Source organism: Pedobacter sp. KLB.chiD (assembly GCF_047040275.1).
In the GTDB taxonomy this organism is placed as follows: Bacteria; Bacteroidota; Bacteroidia; order Sphingobacteriales; family Sphingobacteriaceae; genus Pedobacter.
Genome location: NZ_CP178207.1, coordinates 3,446,028 through 3,462,465 on the forward strand (window position 1 = coordinate 3,446,028; position 16,438 = coordinate 3,462,465).

14 protein-coding genes are annotated in these 16,438 nt (G+C 39.4%); 2 read left to right on the forward strand and 12 right to left on the reverse strand.

Annotated elements, in window-relative coordinates; genetic code table 11:
• Positions 1 to 93 precede the first annotated feature (93 nt).
• The 7 genes from ACK1I8_RS14110 to hemA form a co-directional block, all read right to left on the reverse strand.
• On the reverse strand, positions 94 to 609 hold the full coding sequence (locus ACK1I8_RS14110) for a hypothetical protein (RefSeq protein ID WP_412466006.1): 516 nt from the start codon (positions 607 to 609) through the stop codon (positions 94 to 96).
• Complete coding sequence (locus tag ACK1I8_RS14115) at positions 609 to 1,313, reverse strand: response regulator transcription factor (RefSeq protein WP_039477978.1); 705 nt, start codon at positions 1,311 to 1,313, stop codon at positions 609 to 611. Before ACK1I8_RS14115 ends, ACK1I8_RS14110 begins: the two co-directional genes overlap by 1 nt.
• Before the next feature lie 8 nt (positions 1,314 to 1,321).
• Entirely contained in the window at positions 1,322 to 2,188 is an 867-nt protein-coding gene (locus ACK1I8_RS14120; protein WP_293784589.1) for a sensor histidine kinase, read from the reverse strand.
• A gap of 74 nt (positions 2,189 to 2,262) precedes the next feature.
• Entirely contained in the window at positions 2,263 to 3,633 is a 1,371-nt protein-coding gene (gene hemL, locus ACK1I8_RS14125; protein ID WP_412466007.1) for a glutamate-1-semialdehyde 2,1-aminomutase, read from the reverse strand.
• A gap of 96 nt (positions 3,634 to 3,729) precedes the next feature.
• Positions 3,730 to 4,698 carry a porphobilinogen synthase gene (hemB, locus tag ACK1I8_RS14130; RefSeq protein ID WP_412466008.1) on the reverse strand — a complete coding sequence of 323 codons (969 nt, stop codon included), beginning with the start codon at positions 4,696 to 4,698 and terminating at the stop codon, positions 3,730 to 3,732.
• Between the two features lie 226 nt (positions 4,699 to 4,924).
• On the reverse strand, positions 4,925 to 6,505 hold the full coding sequence (gene hemC, locus ACK1I8_RS14135) for a hydroxymethylbilane synthase (RefSeq protein ID WP_412466009.1): 1,581 nt from the start codon (positions 6,503 to 6,505) through the stop codon (positions 4,925 to 4,927).
• Positions 6,506 to 6,907: 402 nt separating this feature from the next.
• Entirely contained in the window at positions 6,908 to 8,134 is a 1,227-nt protein-coding gene (gene hemA / locus ACK1I8_RS14140) for a glutamyl-tRNA reductase (RefSeq protein ID WP_293786751.1), read from the reverse strand.
• Positions 8,135 to 8,270: 136 nt separating this feature from the next.
• On the opposite strand from hemA, the gene ACK1I8_RS14145 reads away from it, so the two are divergent.
• On the forward strand, positions 8,271 to 8,654 hold the full coding sequence (locus ACK1I8_RS14145; RefSeq protein WP_412466010.1) for a DoxX family protein: 384 nt from the start codon (positions 8,271 to 8,273) through the stop codon (positions 8,652 to 8,654).
• A 247-nt stretch (positions 8,655 to 8,901) separates the two neighbouring features.
• Positions 8,902 to 9,726, forward strand: a complete 825-nt coding sequence (locus ACK1I8_RS14150; protein ID WP_412466011.1) for an alpha/beta hydrolase family protein — start codon at positions 8,902 to 8,904, stop codon at positions 9,724 to 9,726.
• Positions 9,727 to 10,195: 469 nt separating this feature from the next.
• Here the strand turns inward: ACK1I8_RS14150 and ACK1I8_RS14155 are convergent, their stop codons facing one another.
• From ACK1I8_RS14155 to ACK1I8_RS14175, 5 genes are all read right to left on the reverse strand, one after another.
• Entirely contained in the window at positions 10,196 to 11,470 is a 1,275-nt protein-coding gene (locus tag ACK1I8_RS14155) for a mechanosensitive ion channel family protein (protein WP_412466012.1), read from the reverse strand.
• 268 nt (positions 11,471 to 11,738) lie between these two features.
• Entirely contained in the window at positions 11,739 to 13,718 is a 1,980-nt protein-coding gene (gene ispG / locus ACK1I8_RS14160) for a (E)-4-hydroxy-3-methylbut-2-enyl-diphosphate synthase (RefSeq protein WP_412466013.1), read from the reverse strand.
• Between the two features lie 303 nt (positions 13,719 to 14,021).
• The gene (locus ACK1I8_RS14165) at positions 14,022 to 14,633 is read right to left on the reverse strand and encodes an RDD family protein (RefSeq protein WP_412466014.1); all 612 of its coding nucleotides are present in this window, start codon (positions 14,631 to 14,633) and stop codon (positions 14,022 to 14,024) included.
• Positions 14,634 to 14,743: 110 nt separating this feature from the next.
• Positions 14,744 to 15,727 carry a LiaF transmembrane domain-containing protein gene (locus ACK1I8_RS14170; protein WP_412466015.1) on the reverse strand — a complete coding sequence of 328 codons (984 nt, stop codon included), beginning with the start codon at positions 15,725 to 15,727 and terminating at the stop codon, positions 14,744 to 14,746.
• A gap of 5 nt (positions 15,728 to 15,732) precedes the next feature.
• A complete protein-coding gene (locus ACK1I8_RS14175; protein WP_412466016.1) occupies positions 15,733 to 16,428 on the reverse strand; it encodes a PspC domain-containing protein in 696 nt (231 codons plus the stop codon).
• Positions 16,429 to 16,438: the final 10 nt, after the last annotated feature.

Genomic DNA, 16,438 nt, shown 5'->3' on the forward strand with positions numbered 1-16,438 from the left:
ATTTTAATTTTGCAAAGGTATAAATAAAAAAAAAACGAAGTACCTTTTTATTCCTAAAGCGGTGCTTCGTTGTTCAAAATGACAATATGAGTATTATAACTTACTTATTTCGTTTTCAATTTTAACAATAATATCTCTCGAGCGCTGGGTTTCGGCAAGTTCTTTAGCTTTTCTGGTATAAGCTTCTGCTCTTTCTCTATCTTTTTTACGCAGGGCGAGATTAGCCAGATGGATCAACACATACGATTTTTGATTCTTACCTCCTACCGGAAAACGGCTGGCCAGCTGAAAGTGATATTCAGCCTTATCATAATTTTCCTCTTTCAGGGCCATATTACCCTGCATAAATTCGTAATAACCCCTGCGGCTTTTGGCTAAACGTTCTGGTTGTGTTACCTCTGCCAGCAAGGCTTTGGCTTTTCCAAAATCGTTATTTTTGAAATGTTTCGAAGCCATCAAAACCGAACCGTGCCGAAAATGGCTCCAGATTACAAAGGCCATTAACAATGCCGAAAGCGCGGCAAGCTGATATTGATTGTAAAAAACACAAACCAATCCGGCAAGCAGAAAAACCGCCATTAAAGCATATCTGCCTTTATTATTGTACATTAATGACTATCGGTAAATTTGTAGCCTACACCACGGATGGAATGAAAATAAACCGGATTTTTCTGATCTGGCTCGAAATATTTACGGAACGTTAAAATAAAGTTGTCGATAGTCCTGGTTGAAGGATAAACGTCGTAATTCCAAACCGTTTCTAAAATCTGCTCTCTCGAAACCGCATCGTTTTTACGTTCAATCAGCAATTTCAACAACATGGTTTCTTTTTTGGTTAAGGGTGTAATGGTACCATCATCATGTTTTAATTCAAAAGAGTTAAAATAAATGGTTTTATCCCCTATTTTGTAAGAATTCAATTCTTTTAGATCGTCAGATTTTAAACTGCGTTTAACCAAAATACCAACACGGAGAATCAATTCTTCTAAGTTGAACGGTTTAACCAAATAATCATCAGCGCCTTTTTTCAAACCTAAAACACGGTCTTCAGAAGTGTTTTTAGCGGTTAAAAACATAATCGGAACTTCTGCATTTTCTAAACGAATGGTTTCGCAAACCTGAAAACCATCCATTTCAGGCAACATTACATCTAAAACGATCAGATTAAAGCGTTCTTCTTTAAAAACTTTAAGAGCGGTTTTGCCATCTTTAACGGCGTGAACTTTATAACCCTCCAGTTCGAGGTTTAATTTGATAGCATCTAACAAGTGATCCTCGTCTTCTACCAATAGAATTCTTAATTTTTGTGACATAATTGAGATTAACTAAATGTTACTTCAAAAATACTTCCCTGAGGCAAATTGTCTTTTACTGTAATATCTGCATCATGGTATTGTAAAACCTCTTTCACAATAAACAAGCCTAAACCTGTTCCTTTCGCTTTTCTGACATTCTCGTTACCAACACGGTAAAACTTATCAAATATCAACATTTTTTCGGCATCCGATATACCTGGTCCCTTATCAATTACGCTAAGCTGAATATGGCCGTCTACTTTGTTTAAATGCACATTTATTTCATCACACGGACTTGAATATTTAACTGCATTCTCTATTAGATTAGTTACTACTGACGATAAGGCAAATTTGTCACCCATAAGCTGCAAATTTGGCTGAATATGGGCATTGATCAACTGTTCATTGCCACAGGAATGGACCTGAAGCCTATCAGTAATTTTATAAACCAGTTCTGAAAAATTAAATTCCTCCTTTGGGAAGGTATAGGAACGGTTTTCGATCTTTGTGGCCAGTAACATATTTTCGACGAGATCATCCAAGCGCTCAATATCTTTTAGGGAATTGTTTAACAATGAAATCTGACGGGCTTTATCCAAATCTCTTTTAACAATGGTTTGGATGGAAAGTTTTATAGCCGCTAAAGGAGACTTTAACTCATGTGTAATCGACATTAAAAAGTTCTGCTGTTGTTCGCGTAATTTATCTTCCCGTTTTAACGATTGATGCAGAAAATAGCCACCGAAACAAAGCAAAAATAAAAATACCGAACCCTCACCCATGATCATTGTCATGCGGCTCGGTTGCAAACGCACCACCAGGGTACCCCACGAAATGAGCTGAACCAGTGCATATAGCAACAATGCGTAAAATATGATTATAGATTTCTTCATTCCCTTCGGATTGATTACATAGATGATTTTCCCATGGCCGTATCTCTACGAACCATAGCAGCATTTAACACTTCTTACTTCTTAAACACCAAATCCAATGCCTCAAAAATAGCACGTTTCGCTTTTTCCAGCTCGATCTTGGTGTGTGCTGAAGATACGAAACCAACTTCATATCCCGATGGGCCTAAATAAATTCCTCTATTCAATAACTCACGGTGCATCACTTTAAATTTCTCCATGCTGCCGGCATCAATATCATCAGCCGATTGGATTTTATCCTTATCGGTAAAGGCAAACCAAAAGATAGAGCCAATGGTAAACACTTTAAACTTATAATTACGTGCGGTTGCAAAACGCTGGATGCTCGCAACAAATTCTTGTGCTTTATTATTTAATTCTTTATAAAAACCAGATTTGCTCAGCTCGGTTAAAGTAGCAATTCCGGCTGCCATAGCTACCGGATTACCTGATAAAGTTCCGGCCTGGTAAACGCCACCATCAGGAGAAATGTGCGCCATGATTTCAGCACGGGCACCATACATACCAACAGGTAATCCGCCGCCAATAATTTTTCCGTAAGTAACAATGTCTGGTGTAATGCCGTAGTGTGCGGCAGCACCTTCAAAACCAACTCTGAATCCGGTAATTACTTCATCAAAAATTAAAAGCGAACCATTATCGGTACAGATTTTACGTAAGAAATGGATGTATTCTTCATCCTGCATAATTAAACCGTTGTTGGCAGGAATACCTTCTATAATTACCGCTGCAATCTGATCTTTAAATTGGGTAAATGCCTGCTCAATCGCCGCTTTATCATTCAATGGAACCACAATGGTTTCTTCGGCAAAAGACTTAGGCACACCTGCAGAAGAGGTTTCGCCAAATGTAACCAGCCCCGAACCTGCTTTAACCAAAAGTGAATCGCTATGCCCGTGGTAACAACCTTCGAATTTTAAAATTTTATCCCGACCGGTAAAACCTCTCGCTAAACGGATGGCCGACATTACGGCTTCGGTACCGGAACTGGTAAAACGGATTTTTTCCACAAAACGGTTGTTTTTGATAATCAGTTCTGCCAGTTCGTTTTCCAGAGCTGTTGGTGCGCCGAAGCTCATGCCATTCTGCATAACTTCTGCAACTTTCTCACGGATCCTGAGATTATTATGCCCCAAAATTAATGGCCCCCAGCTACCGCAAAAATCGATAAACTGATTACCATCGGCATCCCAGATATAACAACCATCGCCTTTTTCAATAAAAAGCGGCGTTCCGTAAACAGATTTAAAAGCCCTTACAGGGGAGTTTACGCCACCGGGGAAATACGTTTTTGATTTTTCATACAATTCAGTAGATTTTGCCCTTGAAATATCAGGTTTACTGCCTGTATTTACCGGAATATCGGCTTCATTGCCTGCAAACATTTTCTTTAATGAATCTAACATTTTTTTAAAGCTTAAAGCTGAAAGACTAAAGCTTAAAGCGAAGGATTAAGCGCTATATAGCCACTTTGGTCTTTACGCTTTAAGCTTTCAGCTTATCTAAATCCAGTTGTTATTTAAAATATCTTTAATATGATAAGTAGTAATGATACTTGCACCGGCTCTGGCAAAGGCATGCATGGTTTCCATTACCACTTTTTGTTCATCAATCCAACCACGTTCAGCCGCTGCTTTTACCATCGAATATTCACCAGATACGTTATAAACTGCAATTGGTAAATTGGTATCTTGTTTTAAACGTTGAATGATGTCGAGATAGGCCAGGCCCGGTTTTACCATTAAAACATCAGCTCCCTCCTGCTCGTCTAACGCTGCTTCCCGTAAAGCCTCTAAAGGGTTCCTGAAATCCATTTGATAAGCTTTTCTATCGCCCTTACTCGGTGCACAATCGGCGGCTTCTCTAAAAGGCCCGTAATACGCTGAAGCAAATTTTGTAGCATGGCTCATAATCGCTGCATTTGCAAAACCGTTCTCATCTAAAAGGTTGCGCATGGCTTCAATCCGACCGTCCATCATGTCAGATGGTGCAAACATATCCGCACCAGCTTCGGCATGGGTTAGTGCCATTTTTGCGATTACTTCAACTGTTTTATCGTTTTGAACGTAATCATTTTCTAAAATACCGCAGTGACCGTGTGTGGTATAAGAACATACGCACACATCAGTAATCACATATAAATCGTCGGCGAACTGCTTTTTTAATTCGCGTACCGCTACCGGCACTAAGGAATGATCATGGTAAGCCGATTTGGCATCTGCTGATTTCTCATCACCAACACCAAAAAGCATGATTTTGTTGAGCCCCTTTTTCATTCCGGCTTCCACATCTTTAACCAAAGTATCAACCGAATAATGGTTTACACCAGGCATGGCATCAATGGCATGGGTCACATTGCTGCCCGGCACCACAAAATAAGGGTAGACAAACATATCTTTTGATAACCGTGTTTCGGCTACCATCTCTCTCACTAACGGGTTTTTCCGTAATCTTCGCGGACGATTTAACATTTTTTTATATCAAGTATTTAGTATCAAGATTTGAAGCATCGGGATTTTAGTATCGAGTATCAAAACCTGAACATCTTTTAATTTTTCCTTATGGGGTGATTATTTAAATTTTTGGATTTGACATTGAGCAGCAAGATCAAAATTTCGGGCATCAAGACTTAATTATTTTAAACCATTAACCCTACGCCTTAAATCTTCCACCCTAAACCCTAAACCTTTCTAACCTCTACCTCATCTCTATCCCGAACACTGCTTCAGCCAATCCAATCTCATCAGGAGAATATGGTAAAGCATATTTCACACCCATTTCATCAAATTTCTTACCAGTAGAGTTTCCGATGGCAATTACCTGCTGACCTGGTTCCAATAGATTATCTGCGAAATAGGCATCAACATTTGATGGACTGGTAAAAATGAGTACATCGGCATAACTTTGATCTATATCTTCTTCGATTACGGTTTCATAAATGGGTAGATCGATTATTTTAGCATCGGCAGGTAGTGATTTTTGAATAGACTGTAAAGAATCCTGTGCTCTCGGAAACAATATCTGCTGACCGCCAACCAATTTTGCAAAATCTTCTGCAACCTCTGTAATATCACCACTCTCCCCAACAAAATCAGCAATATGTCCAAATTTACGCAGGGCATCTTCCGAACCTCTTCCCACAACACCAAATTTTGTTTTCTTTGGCAATACTGGTTTTAAGTTGAAAAAATACTCCACACTGTTGCGGCTACTGAAGAAAACCCAGTCTACGTGCTTCAAAATAAACTGATCTAAAACCGTTACAATCGGGAAGGTACGGATTAAGGAGCGTCCTTCTATTTCAATATTATTATTTTCTAATGCCCTGCGGAAATAACTATGCTCACCTATTTCGCGCGAAATAAAAACCTTTGCCGGTTTCTTTCTGTCCTGATTAAACTTGGCAACAATTTTTTCAGCCAGACCCTCAGTACTCTCTGCACGCAAAAACAAACGCTCAGGGAAATGGTCGGAGGTTTCGGCTTTTGAAGTCCAGATTTCGAATTTTCCGTTTTCCTTTTTGCAATAACAACCTAAAGGCATATGGCAACCACCTTCAAAAAGGTTTAATACCTTACGTTCTACCGTTACGGTTTCGGCTGTCTCCGGATCGTGCAATTTTTGCAAAGCATCGAAAAGTTCGGTATCATTTTCCCTGATTTGAATGGCCAAAGCACCCTGGGCAGGTGCAGGGATAAACTCAGTGGTTTCCAGTTCCTCTACATGTAAATCGGTCACATCAAGGTTTAAACGCTTAACACCCGCTTTGGCAATTAAAATGGCATCATAATCTTCATCACGGAGCTTTTGGATCCGTGTAGGTACATTTCCGCGTAAATCTTCAATCTCTAAATCAGGACGTAAGCCCAACAATTGAGCTTTGCGACGGTTAGAGGATGTACCCACCATTGCACCCTTTTTTAACGACAGTTTCTGCGTAACATCTACGCAATCTTTTAAAATCAATAGATATTCACTTGCTTCTTCTCGTGGTGGTAAAGCAGCAATGGTTAATCCTGCGGGATGCGTAGTAGGTAAGTCTTTAAGGCAATGTACAGCAAGATCAATTGTTCCACCTAAAAGTTCTTCCTCCAGTTCTTTGGTAAAAAAGCCTTTGCCTTCCAGTTTGTCTAATCTTAAGTTCAGGATTTTATCCCCCTGAGTTTTAATGATTTTGATTTCTGCATCAATTCCGATGGCCGCCAATTCATCTTTGATATGATTTGCTTGCCATAAAGCCAGGTCGCTACCGCGTGTTCCAATGGTTAATTTCTTCACTATTAAGATTAAATGAGCTACAAATTTAATTTAAATAGTGGTTTATACCATGAATTGTTTAAAAATGAGACAGTGAGGTTACAGAAAGGAGAATTTAAAGGATTTCTATGACATTACCGCATCAGCACCACCACATGTATTACTCGGAAAGTGATGGAAATCATACGCGGATATTATCTGTCTAAACAGATCTCTCCCCTCCTGTACAGGTAGGCATTTCGCCATGCTTCAGGAGATGACGATTTTTTTTTGGAGATCAGTGAACTTTCTCTGTGGTATAAGATGTTTCCATCTTACTTAGATCAATTTATTTAGACAAAGTGATATGGCATTTGCCAGGATTTAACTGGAGAGGAAAGATTCCTCATTCATTCGGGGTGACAGAAAAAAGATGTGGTTAAATTAAGGCTGGTTAACCAAAATTTCTTTGGCCATGACCATGGGCACACTGATGTATTTTTTTTCCATGTAATTCATTACACGTTCTAAAACTTCACGGGAGGCTTCATCCATCTGACTGATTTCATCAGCAAAAACGCCGTTAATGGCTGTGTTTTTGATTTCTTTAATCTTTCTTGGCACTTCCTGCATCGCCAGTTCGATACGGCGTTGTTTTAAAACAGAGAAAAACTCGGTAATGTTATTACTGATAATTTCTTCAGCATGCACCAGTTCATTATAACGTTCCTGGATATTTTTGCGTGCCACTTCTTTCAACGATTCTACCTCAATATAATGTACAGGATTATTATGGATCACTGCAGGCACAACGTCATTCGGAATGGCCAAATCTACAATTACCTTTTTGCCCTGATCGCCATTTAGCAGTTTGGCATATAACGCTTCAGTGATAATTGCTTCAGTAGAACCCGTACAGGTTATGATTACATCAAATCCTTCATTAAAATCTTCCAGAGCTGCCAACGGATAAGCTTTACCACCTAGCTCCTCTGCCAAAGATTCGGCCTTGGAGAACGTACGGTTAAAAATGGAGAAATTGGAATATTTATGTTTATTAAGATATTTTGCAATGTTCTGATTCGTTTCGCCGGCACCAATAATCAAGACACGGGAGTTACCACACATGTTTAACTCTTTTAGCTTGCGGTAAGCCAATGAAACTACCGAAACCGGATTTTTGGAGATATTGGTATGTGTATAAACTTCTTTTGCCGTTTTAACTACGCGATCCATAATCATACGCATGTAATCGCCGGTAAATCCGGCATCGCGACAGTTTTCGTAGGCCTTACGGATTTGGGCGAGGATTTCCTTTTCACCAACCACCAAACTCTCTAAAGAGCATGATGTTCTGAGTAAGTGATTAAAAGCTTCTTCATTTTCATATACCGTAACATTATCCAGAAAACGCTCCATAAATTCCGGAGGCAGCCCCATGTCTAAAACAGTAAGAAATCTGGTTACAAACTCCTTGTCAGTTTTCTCCTTGGTCAGGAAAACAAATTCTACACGGTTGCAGGTTCCGACATAAAAAATTTCGCTAACGGGAAGCTCTGCTTGAACATTCTTCAACCTGCTATCTAAACTCTGGTCACAAATAACTAATTTCCCTAAAGATTTCAGGTCGATGTGGTGATGCGTAAAAGCTATTACTTTTAAATATTCCAAGTGCTTCCGTTATTAACTATTATCGGGATACAAAAGTAACATGGTGAAAGCATGTGACTGTCATTAACCTGTAATTTACATCAATTTAGAACGGTTTTAAATAGCAACCCTAAAGATTGAAACACTATATCGACCGATGATGAACAGACCAATTTATCTTTTTTTTCTTTGGGTTTATGCCCTTTTCTACGTTCTGGCCGGATGCAATCACTTTTTATCCACTTCACTATATTACGTAATTATGCCAAAATGGTTGCCTGAGCCTGACTTTTTAATTTATTTTTCAGGAATACTAGAAATTACTTTAGGGCTCTTATTATTGATTTATAAAACCAGAAAGTTTGCCGCGCTACTTATTATACTGATGTTGGTTGCCTTTACGCCTGCACACATGTACATGATCCGGAAAGCACCGTTTATGCTGGGGCAAATATTAATTACTCCATTGATGGCGTGGATGAGGTTACCACTTCAATTGTTATTTATTTGCTGGGCATGGTATTATTACTTTAAAAAATAGTCTATGATTAAAAACAATATGTGTTATTTTTTTGAAGCGCGACGCCAGTGCTAATGGGAAAGGTTCCGTCCTGCTGTACACTACAATCCTTTTGGACAAACTTCTTCAATAAAAATTTAACGGTTCCAAAAGGGATTTTCATTTCCATCAGGGCTATTTTACTACAGGTTGTAATCAGTTTCTTACTATCCTAAATACAACAAAATTAGATTTCGTAGGTTTATATTTTATACCAATCCTTTAAATTATGATTACACAAAGCAATTTTAGCCTTAGCGGTGCTGACGGAAAATTAATAATTGGCGACATCACTTTTGAAGAAAAAAATCCTAATACCCCAATTGTACTCTTTGTACATGGCTTTAAAGGTTTTAAAGATTGGGGTGCACATAATTTAATAGCCCGGTATTTTGCCAGCAATGGTTACCGTTACGTTAAGTTTAATTTATCGCATAGTGGTGTACCGGTTGATGACCCAAAAGATGTTACCGATATGGAAGCTTTTGCGAGCAACACCGTATCCAAAGAACTTTTTGATGTAAATGCAGTGTTGGATTTTATTGAGAAAGCTTATGGTGCAAATACTAAAGTAAATCTGATCGGCCATAGCCGTGGCGGTGGATTATCCATCATAGAAGCAGCTAATGATTTAAGGATTGACAAACTGGTTACCTGGAGTGCCATTGCTGATTTTAATAGCCTATGGAAAAAGGAACAGGAAACAGAATGGAAAAAAACCGGGAAAATCTTTGTAACCAATGCCCGCACTAAAGAACAGCTGCCCTTAAATATTACTTTGCTGGAAGATTTAGAAGAAAATGCAGCAACATTAAATATTATAGATGCAGCAAAGCGCATCAATATCCCATGGTTAATTATTCATGGCGATGATGATGTTAATGTCCCTTTCGAAACCGCGCAAACTCTGGCTGAGGCCAATCCAAATAGCAGGTTGATTAAAATTGAAGGGGCAAACCATGTTTATGGGGCTACCCAACCTTACACCAGCGAAACTTTACCTCCACTATTGTTTAAAGTTTGCGAAAGGGTTTTGACTTTCTTAGGAGAGTAGGCTCTTGTCGTTCTGAGGAACAAAGCATTTGTAACCTGAATTCGATTAATAATGCGCCTTAATTTGGGTTATTTGGCACCTTACATGAACGGTTGTCACCCTGAACTTCTGCCCGGCCGGTCGGACGGGTGTTCCAGGGTCTTATAGCAATGCGGTTTGACAGGTAAGATGCTGAAATAAATCCGATAGCTATCGGATCAGCACGACGACCTCATTAATATAAACACCTAAAAATTAAGTATTTATATTTAGCGAATAATCGAACTCAGGTTTGTAGAGAAGAGTGCTGTTAAATTTTATGCCCAGGCACACTTTCGCAAATGCTACGCTGCGCTATCATTGACAGCATCCAATAGCAAAATCGTCATTGCAATGACAAAGCCTACCAGCCCACAGTTCGTTACAAAATACTTCTGTCACTCATATTGGTTTTTATAAAATAAATTATTCCTCAGAATAACATCAAATGTTAATCATCCCCCCTCCTCACAAAATTCCGCATATCACTACCGCTAGGACTCTGGAAAATCTCCAGATCGAAATAGGGTACCGCTGCCAACAAGTGGTCAAAAATATCGGCAGCCACTTCTTCAAAACGTTTTAAACCTTTCTCTTTCGAAAATACGTAAATCTCGATAGGCAACCCGTGTTCTGTAGCCTGTAATTGGCGTACCATAAAGGTGAGTTCTTTATTTATATGAGGATTACTTTCCAGATATTTTTCTGCATACACCCTAAAAGTCCCGATGTTGGTCATGTGGCGGCCATTTACCAGGTTGTTGGGGTTTACTGTATTTTCGGCATTATAACGCTCAATAAAAGCCTGAGTCTCCCGGAGGTAATCTTTCAGAAAGTCGATGTTCTGTAACCTGCCGATCAGTTCCTCATCACAGAATTTGATACTGGAGATTTTAATGTTGATGTGGCGTTTAATCCTCCTGCCCTCACTCTCTTCCATCGCCCGCCAGTTCTTAAAAGATTCGCTTACAATGGCATAACTGGGCACAATAGTTACCGTTTTGTCCCAGTTGCGCACTTTTATGGTAGTTAAATTGATTTCGGTTACTTCGCCATCGGCACCATATTTTTCTACTGTAATCCAGTCGCCCACCCTCACCAAGTCGATGGCACTCATTTGTACCGATGCCACAAAACCTAAAATAGGATCTCTGAAAACTAAAATAAAAACAGCAGTAACGGCACCAAAACCACCAAAAACATATATTGGCGATTCACCCAGAATAATCGAGAGAATAAGTACAAAACCGACAATATAAAATACAATTTTGGCTACCTGTTTATAACTTCTGATGGGTTTATCGGCATATTTCTTTGATGATTCCATGATGGAAACCACGGCATTCAAAAATGCATTTACCGCAAACATCACAGCCAAAACCATGTAGATTTTAGCCAGAATCAACGCATAAAAATGCCAGTTTTTAAAGTAGATAAAAAGATAAGGAACAACATTATAAATAATGTAAGCGCCAAAAATCAGGGCAAAAGCCCTGAAAACACGGAATTCGAATAGTGCCTTTTGCCAGTCGGATTTGGTTTTGGCACTTTTTACCACGCCAATAAACACCTGCCGGGTTACAAAAATGGTAACAAACAAGAAAAAGATAACTGCAATAAGCCCAATAAAAAAATAAGCATAAATGAGTTCATTACCTGCAAGGCCTTTAGCAGCCAGCCAGTTTCTAAGTTCGTTAAAAAGATATTGAAACTCCGGGATTTTCATCAAGGCAATTTAGGATTTATTGGTTAGAAAATTAAATGATGTTCGAGTCTTTATTGTTCTGATCCTATACTATTTAATGAAATGAGAATCCCGCATTAAAGATTATTGACGATGGCGTAACTATGCTGATACCGATCATTGCACAGTTTATAATCAGGTGATTTCAGAATTAGGATTCTTCGCTGTGCTCAGCATGACAGCATAGTGGCCAGTGAGGACACAGACCACGGCTTACTTTGACTTTGCCATTCCGATTAAGCCATAATTATTAATTCTTTTCTACCCAGTTTCCGTCGCCTTTGATGATATCGATCAGTTCGTCCAAAGCATATGCTGTGGTTACATTCTTCTTCACCACCTCTTTACCCCGGTACAAGGTAATTTTATCCGGACCTGTACCAACATACCCATAATCAGCATCTGCCATCTCGCCCGGGCCATTAACAATACAGCCCATGATCCCTATTTTTATTCCCTTTAAATGGTCGGTACGGGAACGGATTAACTGAGTGGTTTCCTGCAGATCGAAAAGCGTTCGCCCACAGCTCGGGCAAGAGATGTATTCTGTTTTACTGATCCGTGTACGGGTGGCCTGTAAAATACCAAAACTAGTCGAATTGATTAATGAAAGGTTTTGTCCTTCTGCATCAATCCATACACCGTCGCCAAAGCCATCGGTAAGCAAGGCACCCAGATCGGTAGCTGCATAAAGCATTAAATGATCGGCATCTATATCCTGGTAAGTTCGCCTGATGATCACCGGAACCCGGATATCTTTCTCTTGCAGCGCCACAAAAAACATCCGCTGTTCCGCCATTCCGTGGACGGCAGAAGTTTTCAATATCAGGACAACATTAGGTTCAAATGTTGGCATGTCGGAATGCTGGAATATTCCCGCATCAATCTCAACAAAGTTCAAAAGATCATCCTTGTAATCAGTTTTGATAAATTCTTCTAAAGAGAATAAAGGATGACAATTATTTTTGTCTTTTAACTTTAGCCAGGTGGCATAATTATAAACCTGTTTTAAATTGCCGGGAAAAGAAAAAGATGGCAAATTATCTCCTAAAAAGGCTAAATCACAGGCCTGATCAGCTAAATTGTATTTGTCTAAACCTGCGCTATAGTTATAGCCAACCGAACTCAGGAAGTAAGGGTCTTTTAAATTTTCTTTCGAAACATCAATCACTACTACCGGATGGTGATGCCCACCAATATGTTGCACAGGAACGGTTATACGGCGGTTATATTCGTAAGGACTGTAAGTTGGGCGCGGAGCGTTGAGCGTAGAGCGTAGCGGAATTGACTCCGGACTCCGGACTTCTGACTTCGGACTTCTTAAAGCATATCGGTCTGCCAAAGCTTTAGCTACCGGTGCCTCAAATTCAGGATCTTCGGTTAAAGAAACGCGGATAGTATCACCCAAACCGTCTTCTAATAAAGTTCCAATACCAACTGCTGATTTAATGCGACCATCTTCACCATCACCAGCTTCAGTAACACCTAAATGCAAAGGATAATTCATTCCTTCTTTAGCCATGGTTTCTACCAACAAGCGATAAGCTTGAACCATCACCTGGGTGTTACTGGCCTTCATCGAAATCACCAGGTTATAATAATTCTGGTCTTCGCACATGCGGATAAACTCCATTGCCGATTCGACCATACCACGTGGGGTATCACCATAATGGCTCATGATACGATCAGAAAGCGAACCATGATTAGTACCGATGCGCATGGCCGTACCGTACTCCTTACAGATTTTTACCAAAGGGATAAACTTTTTGTAAATCCGGCTTAGTTCTGCATTGTAGGCATCCTGGGTATATTCTATATTCTCAAATTTCTTTTTATCTGCATAGTTGCCGGGGTTAACACGTACCTTTTCTACAATACGGGCAGCCATTTCAGCAGCATTTGGCGTAAAATGGATATCGGCAATTAAGGGTACCTGATAACCGCGGAAACGCAACTCTTTTTTAATATTCGCCAGATTTTCGGCTTCCTTGATGCTTGGTGCGGTAATACGGACATATTCGCAGCCCGATTCTACCATGCGGATGGTTTGCTCTACCGTTCCGAGGGTGTCCATGGTATCAGTAGTAGTCATAGACTGGATACGAATAGGATTATGTCCGCCCAAAGCTATATCACCAATGTTTACTTCCCGGGTTAAATACCTGGAATAAGCAGTTAAACTGTTGCAATATCCGCCAGCCAGATCATGTTTTGCCAATATATTTTCCATTTGTTTGCAAAGATAAGGATTGTTGGAATGTTTTAATGTTGGAATGTTGTAATTAAAATCGACCCGGTGCTTCAGGGCAAAATTTAATTTTTTGGAAACTGAACAGTGGTATCACTTGATAAATGCATTGGGGTTGACATGCTTGCACCGCCCCAGGTTTGTAAAAGGGTTGGCAGCGGCATCCTCCGATTAAGCACTATTTTTTGTTTTGTTATAGCGTGCTTGCTTGTTTCACAGGTTTCATCGGAGATATAGCGTACAGCCCGACTGACCATAACAAATGCATTAACCCTGCTTTTCTGATCAGATTAACCGATCTTTAATTACCAAAGTATTGGCGACAATATCATGCCAGCACTGGTGTTTTTTATTTAGGAAACTATATAGGTAACCAAAGAAAACAGGAACTACGGACATGATTTTTGAAAGATTTCTGGCCAGGGAAATACCAAAAGAGACCCTGCTGCCTTCTAAGTCGGTTACTTTAATATTGAGCAGTTTTTTACCAATGGTTGCCTGGTTTTTAGTTGCTTCAGCGATGCTGCCATAAAGCAATTTAACTAAAAATATCAACGGAAAAGGAACTAAAAAAGCCATAATCCGCTGGTCTTTGTCTTCTATATAAATATAACTGGTTAAAATAATAACGGTATAGAAACCGAAAATCATAAAATGATCAATTACCGAAGCCAATAATCTTTGATCGAAAGCGGCAAAATATTGAGGTGCAGTTTTTTGATAAGTAAAACCTAAAAGCTCACGCATTTCGGGGATGGCGTGAGCTTCTTTGAAATCGTCCATCCCGGGTTTACGTATAAAAGTATTCGCACTGATATTTAAATCTTTCAGTTCGTTTAAACTATACGGCCCCTGAGGCTTTCCATTAATTACAACAGTATATTGATCAGGATTCATCAAATGGGATCAGGATTATGAGATTTTAGGATTGTAAGATCAGCATTTAATAAAGATTTCGTTGACGAAGTCTTAGCCTCACGCCTTCTACCTTCCAACCCTTAACCTTTCTAGTATCTGCTCACTTCAAAGTTACTTAATCCGCCATCTAAATTGATAAAGATTTTTTTGGTTGAGGTTTTATAGTTTGAAGTTTCGTAAACACCATCGCTTAACTTTTCAAAACCATCGAAATCCTTAGCTGATAGGCCTGTTTTGGTTTTAATCCGGCAGCCAGAGCTGGTGGGTACATTAATTTTCACATCGGCCACGCCAGACTTTACAATTACATCCGTTATTGGCAATAAATCTCCAAATTTAATATCCAAAGCTGCTGCTCCACCATCAAAGCGGAAAGTACGTACCTTATAATCGGCAAAATCAAAGTTGGCTTCGCCGGCCCCAAGTTTCATCAATATATCCCAGTTAGCTTCTTTATTTAATTTAAAGTTGACATCATTACTACCATCACCAAAATTCCATTTATTCTTTTTATCATCCATTTGGAAGGTAAGAACGGTAGCACTATCGGTCAGTAATTTCTTCAAAGAAAAATTACCATGTTTTTTCTTAACGTCAGCATTGATCAGTTCGGATGTTTCACCATCAAGATTAAATGAGATACCTCCTCCAGAAATATTTAATATTGTTTTTTTCGCATTATCTGCCGCTACAAATGGCTCAGATAAGCTCATGTGGTTATAAGAAGTGTCGTTATCGTCATTATCATCATCATTGTCGTCATTATTATGATCAATATTCGCATCGATATCTTTTTTAAAGTGACGTCCCCACCAATTGCCGTGTTCAGGTACCTGCTGTCCTCTGTAAAAAAGAAACGAAAGGGCCACCACTAAAACACCAACAGAAATGATGCTACCGGTTTGCGAATTGTTTCTATTAAACAGGATATTTAAACCTGCAATAATTAAGAATACCGGCCAGAAGCTCCACACGTTGCGCCAATAAAAAGTGATTGCGCCAAAGTTTTCCAGTAGAAGTACACCGCCAATAAAAAGCAGGATAATACCCCACATTAATCTATCTAATTTCATTTTATTTATACTTGAGGGTGAGTGGATGTTGAATGATCGTCTTTATTTACGGATGTTGTTGGTTCATTTTCTACGATCGTATCAGAAAAATTGGCTGTTTTTTGTTGTTCAGCTTCCTGTTGCTGCTGAAAAGCCGCCCAGTCATTTTTTCTTTTTGATTTGGCTATGATACTGATACCCAGAGCAATAAATATAAATGGCCACATGTACCTGAATAAGTTACGGATACTAAACCAATCAGGAATGAAATCCATTTCTCGCATCAGGAAAAAACATCCGATTACCAGCAATAACAACCCGCCAATGGTGCGGCCAGTATCATTAGATTTATTGAATTTACTAAAATCCGGCTGTGTTTCGAAAGGTGTTTTCGGCGTGCCGTCTACCGGCTGTGTCCAATTCTGGTTTGCCTGACTGGAGGGGCCGGCAAAAGGATCAGCGGTTCCGAATGGCTGTGTATTTGGATTTTTATTGCCAAAGTAATCGTTAAATTTAGAAAATCTTGCTGCCGGATCATTGTTCACCGGAACAATAATCCACATGATAATATAGGCAATTAAGCCACCTCCAGCCATAAATATGGCCGATAATGCAAACAATAGCCTAATTATGGTAACCTCCACCTGCATATAATCAGCAAGTCCCGAAGCTACCCCGGCAATCATCTTATCGTGTTCGTTTCTAAAAAGCTTCTTTTCCATAACGTTGTTC

Bases quoted from the DNA above. Each gene is read 5' to 3' on its own strand.
- ACK1I8_RS14115 (WP_039477978.1), bottom strand. From the start codon at position 1,313: ATGTCACAAAAATTAAGAATTCTATTGGTAGAAGACGAGGATCACTTG.
- ACK1I8_RS14175 (WP_412466016.1), bottom strand. From the start codon at position 16,428: ATGGAAAAGAAGCTTTTTAGAAACGAACACGATAAGATGATTGCCGGG.
- ispG (WP_412466013.1), bottom strand. From the start codon at position 13,718: ATGGAAAATATATTGGCAAAACATGATCTGGCTGGCGGATATTGCAAC.
- ACK1I8_RS14110 (WP_412466006.1), bottom strand. From the start codon at position 609: ATGTACAATAATAAAGGCAGATATGCTTTAATGGCGGTTTTTCTGCTT.
- ACK1I8_RS14120 (WP_293784589.1), bottom strand. From the start codon at position 2,188: ATGAAGAAATCTATAATCATATTTTACGCATTGTTGCTATATGCACTG.
- ACK1I8_RS14155 (WP_412466012.1), bottom strand. From the start codon at position 11,470: ATGAAAATCCCGGAGTTTCAATATCTTTTTAACGAACTTAGAAACTGG.
- hemB (WP_412466008.1), bottom strand. From the start codon at position 4,698: ATGTTAAATCGTCCGCGAAGATTACGGAAAAACCCGTTAGTGAGAGAG.
- ACK1I8_RS14150 (WP_412466011.1), top strand. From the start codon at position 8,902: ATGATTACACAAAGCAATTTTAGCCTTAGCGGTGCTGACGGAAAATTA.
- hemL (WP_412466007.1), bottom strand. From the start codon at position 3,633: ATGTTAGATTCATTAAAGAAAATGTTTGCAGGCAATGAAGCCGATATT.
- ACK1I8_RS14165 (WP_412466014.1), bottom strand. From the start codon at position 14,633: ATGAATCCTGATCAATATACTGTTGTAATTAATGGAAAGCCTCAGGGG.
- ACK1I8_RS14145 (WP_412466010.1), top strand. From the start codon at position 8,271: ATGATGAACAGACCAATTTATCTTTTTTTTCTTTGGGTTTATGCCCTT.
- ACK1I8_RS14170 (WP_412466015.1), bottom strand. From the start codon at position 15,727: ATGAAATTAGATAGATTAATGTGGGGTATTATCCTGCTTTTTATTGGC.